This is a genomic window from Streptomyces sp. NPDC056948, assembly GCF_042674225.1.
Taxonomy (GTDB): Bacteria; Actinomycetota; Actinomycetes; order Streptomycetales; family Streptomycetaceae; genus Streptomyces; species Streptomyces purpurascens.
In genome coordinates this window covers 1-8,978 of sequence record NZ_JBHUQX010000388.1, presented here as the reverse complement: position 1 = coordinate 8,978, position 8,978 = coordinate 1, and the positions used below count along the sequence as shown (strand labels likewise).

The 8,978-nt window shown below is 71.5% G+C and carries 9 protein-coding genes and 1 pseudogene; 7 read left to right on the top strand and 3 right to left on the bottom strand.

Features of this window, described 5'->3' with window-relative positions; all coding sequences use genetic code 11:
• Together ACFTZL_RS35430 and ACFTZL_RS35425 are read right to left on the bottom strand one after the other, a co-directional pair.
• Positions 1-352: alcohol dehydrogenase catalytic domain-containing protein (locus ACFTZL_RS35430; RefSeq protein ID WP_382591612.1), on the bottom strand; the 352-nt coding region annotated here is incomplete at its 3' end.
• A gap of 117 nt (positions 353-469) precedes the next feature.
• Positions 470-1,042: a helix-turn-helix domain-containing protein gene (locus tag ACFTZL_RS35425; RefSeq protein ID WP_382591610.1), complete on the bottom strand. Its 573-nt coding sequence runs from the start codon at positions 1,040-1,042 to the stop codon at positions 470-472.
• A gap of 77 nt (positions 1,043-1,119) precedes the next feature.
• Here ACFTZL_RS35425 and ACFTZL_RS35420 point away from each other — a divergent pair, with 77 nt between their 5' ends.
• The 5 genes from ACFTZL_RS35420 (at position 1,120) to ACFTZL_RS35400 (ending at position 5,811) form a co-directional block, all read left to right on the top strand.
• The gene (locus ACFTZL_RS35420; protein ID WP_382591607.1) at positions 1,120-2,064 is read left to right on the top strand and encodes an NAD(P)/FAD-dependent oxidoreductase; all 945 of its coding nucleotides are present in this window, start codon (positions 1,120-1,122) and stop codon (positions 2,062-2,064) included.
• A gap of 29 nt (positions 2,065-2,093) precedes the next feature.
• The gene (locus ACFTZL_RS35415; RefSeq protein WP_382591604.1) at positions 2,094-3,632 is read left to right on the top strand and encodes an ATP-dependent DNA ligase; all 1,539 of its coding nucleotides are present in this window, start codon (positions 2,094-2,096) and stop codon (positions 3,630-3,632) included.
• Positions 3,629-4,087 (top strand): NUDIX domain-containing protein, encoded by a 459-nt coding sequence (locus ACFTZL_RS35410; RefSeq protein ID WP_382591601.1) that lies wholly within the window; start codon positions 3,629-3,631, stop codon positions 4,085-4,087. The genes ACFTZL_RS35415 and ACFTZL_RS35410 overlap by 4 nt, the downstream gene beginning before the upstream one ends.
• A gap of 76 nt (positions 4,088-4,163) precedes the next feature.
• Complete coding sequence (locus ACFTZL_RS35405; RefSeq protein WP_382591598.1) at positions 4,164-5,549, top strand: NADP-dependent succinic semialdehyde dehydrogenase; 1,386 nt, start codon at positions 4,164-4,166, stop codon at positions 5,547-5,549.
• Between the two features lie 25 nt (positions 5,550-5,574).
• The gene (locus ACFTZL_RS35400) at positions 5,575-5,811 is read left to right on the top strand and encodes a DUF6213 family protein (protein WP_215122895.1); all 237 of its coding nucleotides are present in this window, start codon (positions 5,575-5,577) and stop codon (positions 5,809-5,811) included.
• Here ACFTZL_RS35400 and ACFTZL_RS35395 read toward each other — a convergent pair.
• Positions 5,808-6,476 (bottom strand): transcriptional regulator, encoded by a 669-nt coding sequence (locus ACFTZL_RS35395; protein WP_382591595.1) that lies wholly within the window; start codon positions 6,474-6,476, stop codon positions 5,808-5,810. The two genes, ACFTZL_RS35400 and ACFTZL_RS35395, sit on opposite strands and share 4 nt — an antisense overlap.
• 179 nt (positions 6,477-6,655) lie before the next feature.
• Between ACFTZL_RS35395 and ACFTZL_RS35390 the strand changes: the two are divergent.
• Both ACFTZL_RS35390 and ACFTZL_RS35385 read left to right on the top strand, forming a co-directional pair.
• Positions 6,656-7,726 (top strand): annotated as a pseudogene (locus tag ACFTZL_RS35390) (type III polyketide synthase); the annotation flags it as partial.
• A gap of 1 nt (position 7,727) precedes the next feature.
• On the top strand, positions 7,728-8,942 hold the full coding sequence (locus ACFTZL_RS35385) for a cytochrome P450 (protein WP_382591592.1): 1,215 nt from the start codon (positions 7,728-7,730) through the stop codon (positions 8,940-8,942).
• Positions 8,943-8,978 lie beyond the last annotated feature (36 nt).

The window sequence follows — 8,978 nt, the reverse complement described above, 5'->3', positions numbered from 1 at the left end:
GGTAGCCGATGTGCAGGGCCGCGGCCTCCGCGTCGTCCAGGGCGTCCGGCGCGGGCAGCAGGGCGGCGGCATCGGCGACGGCGTACTCGGCGAAGCCGCCGTGCGGCAGCGCCGGGTTGGCGATCACCCGGCGGCCGTCCTCGGTCTCGCCGCAGATCTCGACGCCAGGGGTGAAGGGCAGTGGCGGCCTGACCTGGTACTGGCCCCGGCACAGCAGGGCGTCGGGGAAGTTGATGTTCGCTGCGCGCACCTTCAGCAGGACCTGGCCGTCGCCGGGCACCGGCCGCGCCACGTCGGCCAGGCGCAACACCTCGCTCGGCTCGCCGTTCTCGTGCACTTGCCATGCCTGCATGCGGGGCCTCCACGGGACTGCTTCGTCTGACCGGGGTCGCTTCGCATACTAAGCGGTCGCTTGCCGATCAGGGAACCGTCTCCGCGGCAAGAGTGCCGCCAAGAGGTATCTCGTGCGTCACGCACCCTTGGGCCGCGCCCTCACATGCATCCGCTCCCCCTGCGGTCCGAACAGGCTGAGGAACTCCACGGGCCCCTCCCCCGTCGACCCGAACCAGTGCGGAACGCGCGTGTCGAACTCGGCGGCCTCGCCCGCCGTGAGTACCACATCGTGCTCGCCCAGCACGATGCGCAGCTTCCCGGACAGTACGTACAACCACTCGTAGCCCTCGTGCGTGCGCGGGTCCGGCTCCTGCCTGCGCTGGGGCTCCAGCACCTTGTAGGCCTGGAGGCCGCCGGGCTGGCGGGTGAGCGGCCAGTGCGTACGGCCGCCCATCTTGATCGGCTTCGACCGCACGCGCGGGTCACCCGTCGGCGGGACACCGACCAGCTCGTCCAGGGCCACCTGGTGAGCGCGCGCGATCGGCAGCAGAAGTTCCAGACTGGGCTTACGCAGTCCGGACTCCAGCCGCGACAGGGTGCTGACGGAGATGCCGGTGGTCTCGGAGAGCGCCGCCAGGGTCACCTCCCGCTCCTTCCGCATCTGCCGCAGCCGGGGGCCGACGCCCGCGAGTACCTCGTCCGTGGTCATGGTCGTATTGCAGGTTCGGCAAACATGTTTGTCAATCCCGCGGGGCCGGGGCGACGCTCGGCAGTGGAGGTGGTCACATGACCGAGAAGTACGCAGTCGTGGTCGTCGGCGGCGGTGCCGCGGGCCTGTCCGCGGCGTTGGTGCTGGGCCGGGCCCGGCAGCGCACGCTGGTCGTCGACGCGGGCGAGCCGCGCAACGCGCCCGCCGCGCACATGCAGGGCTTTCTGACACGGGACGGCATGCCGCCCGCCGAGTTCCTCGCCGTCGGCCGGGAGGAGATCGCGCGCTACGGCGTGGAGCTCGTGCGGGACCGGGTGGTGGAGGTGGAGCGGGGCCACGCCGTGGAGCGGGGCGAGGACTTCGCCGTGGTGCTGGCCGGCGGGCGGACCGTGCGCGCCCGGCGGCTGGTCGTCGCGACCGGGCTGAAGGACGAACTGCCGGCGGTCCCCGGGCTGGCCGAGCGGTTCGGCCGGGACGTGCTGCACTGCCCGTTCTGCCACGGCTGGGAGGTGCGCGACCAGCCGTTCGGCGTGCTGGGGACGTCCCCGAAGAGCGTGCACCAGGCGCTGATGGTGTCCCAGTGGTCGAAGGACGTGCGGTTCTTCCTGCACTCCGTCGCCGAGGAGGAGCTGTCCGACGACGATCTGCGCCGGCTCGCCGCGGCCGGGGTCGACGTGGTGCCCGGCGAGGTCACGGGCCTGGTGGTCGAGGACGACCGGCTCACCGGCGTCCGGCTGGCCGACGGGACGACGCACGCCCGCTCCGTGCTGTTCGTCGCCCCGCACGCCGTCCCGCAGACCGGCCTGCTGGAACAGCTCGGCGCCGAGCTGCGGGAGACGCCCTTCGGTGCGTACCCGGTGATCGACCCGACGGGCCTGACGACCGTGCCCGGAGTGTGGGCCGCGGGCAACGCGATCGGCTTCGCCGAGCAGGTCGTGCACGCGGCGAGCGGCGGCTACCGGGCGGCGTCCGCGATCGTCGGGGATCTGCTGATGACGGACCTGGACGCGGCCCGGGTGTAGAGGGGCCGCCTCCGGTGCACCATGGCTGCATGCTGCTGCACCGGCTGGCCCGAGTGTCCCAGGAGGTCGCCGCCACCTCGGCGCGGTCCCGGAAGACGGCCCTGCTCGCGGAGCTGTTCCGGGACGCGGAGGCGGACGACGTGCCGATCGTCATCCCGTATCTGGCGGGACGGCTGCCGCAGGGCCGGATCGGCGTCGGCTGGAAGGCGCTGAGCCGCCCGGTCGCCCCGGCGGCCGAGCCGGGTCTGACCGTGCGGGAGGTGGACGCCCGGCTCGCGGAGCTGAGCAAGGTGTCCGGCCCCGGGTCCCAAGCGGAACGGGCCCGTCTTGTCGGGGAGTTGATGGGCGCGGCCACCGAGGACGAGCAGCGGTTCCTGCTCGGGCTGCTCACCGGCGAGGTGCGGCAGGGCGCGCTGGACGCCGTCGCGGTCGAGGGCCTGGCCCAGGCGACCGGGGCGCCCCCGGCGGACGTACGGCGGGCGGTGATGCTCGCGGGCTCCCTCCAGACGGTGGCCGAGGCCCTGCTCGCGGACGGCCCCGCCGCCCTGGACCGGTTCCGCCTCACGGTCGGCCGCCCGGTCTGGCCGATGCTGGCGCACAGCGCCTCCTCGGTCGCCGAGGCGGTGGCCAAGCTCGGCGCCTGCGCGGTCGAGGAGAAACTGGACGGCATCCGCGTCCAGGTGCACCGGGACGGCGACACGGTGCGGCTCTACACCCGCACCCTCGACGACATCACCGACCGCCTGCCCGAAGTGACGGCCGCCGCGCTGGAGTTGCGGGGCGAGCGGTTCATCCTGGACGGGGAGGTGATCTCCTTCGACGAGGGCGGGCGCCCCCGCTCGTTCCAGGAGACCGCGGGGCGCGTCGGCTCCCGCTCGGACGTGGCGACGGCCGCCCGCGCGGTCCCCGTCTCCCCCGTCTTCTTCGACGCGCTCTCCGTCGACGGCCGCGACCTGCTCGACCTGCCGTTCGCCGAGCGGCACACGGAGCTGGCCCGGCTGGTCCCCGAGCCGATGCGGGTGCGGCGCACGACGATGTCCGGCCCGGACGACGTGGGCACGGCGGAGGAGTTCCTCGCCGAGACCCTGAAGCGAGGCCACGAGGGCGTCGTCGTCAAGGCGCTGGACGCCTCCTACAGTGCGGGCCGGCGCGGCGCGTCCTGGCTGAAGGTCAAGCCCGTCCACACGCTCGACCTGGTGGTGCTGGCCGCCGAGTGGGGCCACGGCCGCCGCACCGGCAAGCTCTCCAACCTCCACCTCGGCGCCCGCACCGCCGACGGCGGCCTCGCCATGCTCGGCAAGACCTTCAAGGGCATGACCGACGCCCTGCTCACCTGGCAGACCGAACGGCTCCGGCAGCTCGCCGTCGACGACGACGGACACGTCGTGACCGTACGCCCGGAACTCGTCGTCGAGATCGCCTACGACGGCCTGCAACGCTCCACCCGCTACCCGGCCGGCGTCACCCTCCGCTTCGCCCGCGTGATCCGCTACCGGGAGGACAAGCGCCCGGAGGACGCCGACACGGTGGAGACACTGCTGGCCGCGCATCCGCAGGTGCACCCGTGAAGCGCAGCGCGGGCCTGCTGCTCTTCCACCACACCGACGACGGCCCGGAGGTGCTGCTCGGCCATATGGGCGGCCCGTTCTTCGCCCGGCGCGACGCCGGGGCGTGGACCGTCCCCAAGGGCGAGTACGAGCCCGACGAGTCCGCCTGGGCGGCCGCCCGCCGCGAGTTCGAGGAGGAACTGGGGCTGCCCCCGCCCGACGGCGAGGCCATCGACCTGGGCGAGGTCCGGCAGACCAACGGCAAGATCGTCACAGCGTGGGCGATCGCGGCCGACCTCGACCCGGCGACGATCACGCCCGGCACGTTCCGGATGGAGTGGCCTCCGAGGTCGGGAGAGCTCCAGGAGTTCCCCGAGCTGGACCGGGTGGCGTGGTTCACCCTCGACCGGGCCCGCGAGGTGATCGTCAAGGCGCAGGCGGCGTTTCTCGACCGCCTGGCGGAGCACTCGCCCTGAGGAGACGCTCCCGCGTTGCGGTCCCCTCCGCCGCGCGGGAAGGTCGAGACACAGCCCGCACCGAGGGAGGTCAGCCATGCCCATCGCAACGGTGAACCCGGCGAACGGCGAGACGCTCAAGACGTACGAGGCCATGGGCGAGGAGGAGATCGAGCGCCGGCTCCAGCTCGCCGAGGCCACCTTCCGCACGTACCGGACGTCGGCGTTCGCCGAGCGTGCCCGGCTGCTGAACAAGGCCGCCGACCTCCTCGAGGAGGATCAGCAGGACATCGCCCGCGTGATGACCACCGAGATGGGCAAGCCGATCAAGCAGGCCCGGGCCGAGGCCGCGAAGTGCGCCAAGGCGATGCGCTGGTACGCCGAGCACGCCGAGGAGCTGCTCGCCGACGAGGAACCCGCCGACGCCGACGTGAAGGACTCGGGCGCCTCACGCGTACGCGTGCGCTACCGGCCGCTGGGTCCGGTGCTGGCGGTGATGCCGTGGAACTTCCCGCTGTGGCAGGTGATCCGCTTCGCCGCGCCCGCCCTGATGGCGGGGAACGTGGGCCTGCTCAAGCACGCCTCGAACGTCCCGCAGACCGCCCTCTACCTGGAGGACCTGTTCCACCGGGCGGGCTTCACCGAGGGCTGTTTCCAGACCCTGCTGATCGGCTCCGGCGCGGTCGACGAGATCCTGCGCGACGAGCGGGTCAGGGCGGCCACGCTCACCGGCAGCGAGCCGGCGGGCCGCGCGGTCGCCTCCACCGCCGGGGATATGGTCAAGAAGACGGTGCTGGAGCTGGGCGGCAGCGACCCGTTCGTCGTCATGCCCTCCGCCGACATCGACCGGGCGGCGAAGGTCGCGGTGACCGCGCGGGTGCAGAACACCGGGCAGTCCTGCATCGCCGCCAAGCGCTTCATCGTGCACACGGATGTCTACGACGCCTTCGCCGAGCGTTTCGCCGAGGGCATGAGGGCCCTGAAGGTCGGCGACCCCACGGCCGAGGACACCGACGTCGGGCCGCTCTCCAGCGAGCAGGGACTGCGCGATGTGGAGGAACTGGTCGACGACGCGGTGCGCTTCGGTGCGGAGGTGCTGTGCGGTGGCGAACGGCCCGAGGGGCCCGGCTGGTACTACGCGCCGACGATCCTCACCGGCATCACCCGCGAGATGCGCATCCACCGGGAGGAGGCGTTCGGTCCGGTCGCCACGCTGTACCGCCCGGCCGACCTCGACGAGGCGGTTCTGATCGCGAACGACTCACCCTTCGGACTGAGTTCGAACGTGTGGACGCGGGACGACGCCGAGGTGGACCGGTTCGTGCGGGATCTGGAGGCGGGCGGTGTGTTCTTCAACGGGATGACGGCCTCCCATCCGGGGTTCCCGTTCGGCGGGGTGAAGCGGTCCGGGTACGGCCGTGAGCTGTCCGGGCACGGAATCCGGGAGTTCTGCAACATCACGACCGTTTGGCACGGTGCGTGAGTCTTGCGGGACTACGATCCCGTCTGTGAACCGCGAAGTGACTCTGCCGTTGATCGTCGACGACCACGGGACCTTGCAGGTGGCTGCGGCGGATGTCAGCAAGCTGTTGCGGACGTTGGGGGGCCGGTGGGTGCGGCTGGTGGAGGCCGGGGAGTCGGGCCTGGACGAGGACACGGTTGCCGCGCTGACGATCGAGCTCGCGAAGTTGGCCGATCGGATCGATGTGGCGTGTATCGCGCACAGCAGTGGGGGCGCGACCTAAGAGGGCAGATGGCCCAGCGTGGACCAGAACATCGCCTCGTAAAGCTGGAGCAGGCGGCCGTATCCGTGTGCCAGGGACTCGTTCAGTCGCCCGGTGTCCAGTCCCGCCTGTACCGCCGCCACGGCCTTCTCGTCCAGCTCGGGTGACGGCTCCGCGAAGAAGTCGAAGAAGGCGCAGGCCTCGTCCGTGAAGGCGTAGTGGGCCCGCAGGGCCTTGGCGATCGTCGCGCAATAGCCGCCCCACGCGGAGAAGTTGGCCGTCACTGCCAGGACGGCATCCGCCGGTGAGCCGTTCAGGGACAGCCAGGCGACGTACGCGGGGTAGGCCTGGCAGCCGGCGAGCGGCTCGTACGACGCCGCCGTCGCGTCGTCCACGCCGCACGCCTGCGCGAGCGAGGGCAACAGTTCTTCCGCCAGTGCCTCGCCCTCCGCGAGGCTCCGGAAGAAGGCCGCGGCCTCGGGGGCGGTGACGAGGGAACGCTCGGCCAGATGGAGGAACGCGCGGCGGTCCGCGGGGATCACCCAGGACTGTTCCAGGGCGAGGGCGGCGAGAGCGGTGCGCGGGGCCGTGCCGTGGGCGATCCGAGGGACCAACGGATTGGACCGCGGGTCAGGGGCGAGTCGGGTGGTGGTCGTCCGCAGCAGGTCCCGGGCCGTGCGCGTCATCGCGTCCTCCGTGGGTGCGTGTCCTTGGACAGGTCTGTCCCGAGCCTGGCACGGGGTCCCCGAAATGGAGCAGTCCGACGCGAACTCGGCGTCCCACCGGGTGATCGTGGGTGGACCACCCTCTGAGGTGAACCACCTTCTGACCGGAAGGCGAAGGGCCTTCCGGGAGGCGAAAGCAGGCACGGTTCATGGCGACTTTGTGCAGACCTTCGGTGTCCGTTCCAGAGCACGTGATCACGATGGAGGAGACGCTTGAGCTGGCGCGTGAGCGCCACGCCGATCACCCCCAACTGCCGCTTGCCCTCCGGCTGATCGAGAACACCGGCGTACGCACGCGGCACATCGTCCAGCCCATCGAGGAGACCCTGAAACACCCCGGTTTCGAGGACCGCAACAAGCTCTACGAGGCCGAGGCGAAGGCGCGGGTGCCCGCTGTCATCCAGGAGGCACTCGACCACGCCGAGCTGCTCACCACCGACGTGGACGTGATCATCTACGTGTCGTGCACGGGCTTCATGATGCCCTCGCTCACGGCATGGCTGATCAACGAGATGGGCTTCGACCCGACCACCCGGCAACTGCCCATAGCCCAGCTCGGCTGCGCGGCCGGCGGAGCGGCGATCAACCGGGCGCACGACTTCTGCACGGCCTACCCCGAGGCCAACGCGCTGATCGTGGCCTGCGAGTTCTGCTCGCTGTGCTACCAGCCCACCGACATCGGTGTCGGCTCGCTGCTGTCCAACGGCCTGTTCGGTGACGGTATCGCCGCCGCCGCGGTCCGCGGCCGGGGCGGCGAGGGCATCAGCCTGGAGCGCAACGGCTCGTACCTGATCCCGAAAACCGAAGAGTGGATCATGTACGACGTACGGGCCACCGGCTTCCACTTCCTGCTGGACAAGCGGGTCCCGGCCACCATGGAACCGCTCGCCCCGGCGCTGAAGGAGCTGGCAGGAGACCATGGCTGGGACGCCTCCGACCTGGACTTCTACATAGTCCACGCGGGCGGTCCCCGCATACTCGACGACCTCAGCACCTTCCTGAAGGTCGACCCGCACGCCTTCCGCTTCAGCCGGGCCACGCTCACCGAGTACGGCAACATCGCCAGCGGTGTCGTCCTTGACGCGCTGCGCCGGCTGTTCGAGGAGGGCGGCGCCCAGCACCGGGCACGCGGGCTGCTCGCCGGGTTCGGACCCGGCATCACCGCCGAGATGGCCGTGGGCCGCTGGCACCGCGCGGACGAGACGATGTGAGATGAGCGAAGAGACGATCACCGAAACGCTGCCCCCGGTCCGCGACTGGCCCGCGCTCGACCTGTCCGGCGCGGACTTCGACCCGGTCCTGCGGAAGCTCATGGACGAGGGCCCGGTCACCCGCGTCAAGCTGCCCAACGGCGAGGGCTGGGCCTGGCTGGTCACCCGCTACGACGACACCCGGATGGTGACCAACGACCCGCGCTTCAGCCGCGAGGCCGTCATGGACCGGCAGGTCACCCGGCTCGCCCCGCACTTCATCCCGGCCCGTGGCGCGGTCGGCTTCCTCGACCCGCCGGACCACACCCGGCTGCGCCGCAGTGTCGCCGCCGCGTTCACGGCGCGCGGGGTGGAGCGGGTGCGCGAGCGGTCCCGCCGCATGCTGGCGGAACTGGTCGACGAGATGCTCCAGGACGGACCGCCCGCCGACCTCACGGCGGCCGTGCTCAGCCCGTTCCCCATCGCGGTCATCTGCGAGCTGATGGGCGTCCCGGCCGCCGACCGGCAGGACATGCACTCCTGGACCCAGCTGATCCTGTCCTCCTCGCACGGCGCCGAGGTCAGCGAGAAGGCCAAGCAGGAGATGAGCTCCTACTTCGCCGATCTGATCGGCGTGCGCGAGGGCAGCAAGGGCGAGGACGTCGCGTCCCTGCTCGGCGCAGCCCTGGGCCGTGGCGAGATCACCCTGGAGGAAGGGGTGGGACTCGCGGTGCTCCTCCAGATCGGCGGCGAGGCGGTCACCAACAACAGCGGCCAGATGTTCTACGTCCTGCTGACCCGGCCCGACCTGGCCGACCGGCTGCGCGCCGAGCCGGAGATCCGCCCCCAGGCCATCGACGAACTGCTGCGCTGGATCCCCCACCGCAACGCGGTCGGGCTGTCGCGGATCGCCCTGGAGGACGTGGAGATCAAGGGCGTGACCATCCGGGCGGGCGACGCGATCTACGTGTCGTACCTGGCCGCGAACCGTGACCCCGACGTCTTCCCCGACCCGGAGACGATCGACTTCCTGCGCAGCCCCAACCCCCATGTGTCCTTCGGGTTCGGCCCCCACTACTGCCCGGGCGGCATGCTGGCCCGGCTGGAGTCGGAACTCCTTCTCGACGCGCTCCTCGACGGCGTTCCGGGCCTGCGGCTCGCCGTACCCGCCGAAGAGGTGCCCTTCAGGAAGGGCGCGCTGATCCGCGGGCCCGAGGCCCTGCCCGTGACGTGGTGAGCGGGCGATGACGACGACGGAAGGACTGCTCGTACC

Bases quoted from the DNA above. Each gene is read 5' to 3' on its own strand.
- ACFTZL_RS35425 (WP_382591610.1), bottom strand. From the start codon at position 1,042: ATGACCACGGACGAGGTACTCGCGGGCGTCGGCCCCCGGCTGCGGCAG.
- ACFTZL_RS35420 (WP_382591607.1), top strand. From the start codon at position 1,120: ATGACCGAGAAGTACGCAGTCGTGGTCGTCGGCGGCGGTGCCGCGGGC.
- ACFTZL_RS35415 (WP_382591604.1), top strand. From the start codon at position 2,094: ATGCTGCTGCACCGGCTGGCCCGAGTGTCCCAGGAGGTCGCCGCCACC.
- ACFTZL_RS35405 (WP_382591598.1), top strand. From the start codon at position 4,164: ATGCCCATCGCAACGGTGAACCCGGCGAACGGCGAGACGCTCAAGACG.
- ACFTZL_RS35395 (WP_382591595.1), bottom strand. From the start codon at position 6,476: ATGACGCGCACGGCCCGGGACCTGCTGCGGACGACCACCACCCGACTC.
- ACFTZL_RS35385 (WP_382591592.1), top strand. From the start codon at position 7,728: ATGAGCGAAGAGACGATCACCGAAACGCTGCCCCCGGTCCGCGACTGG.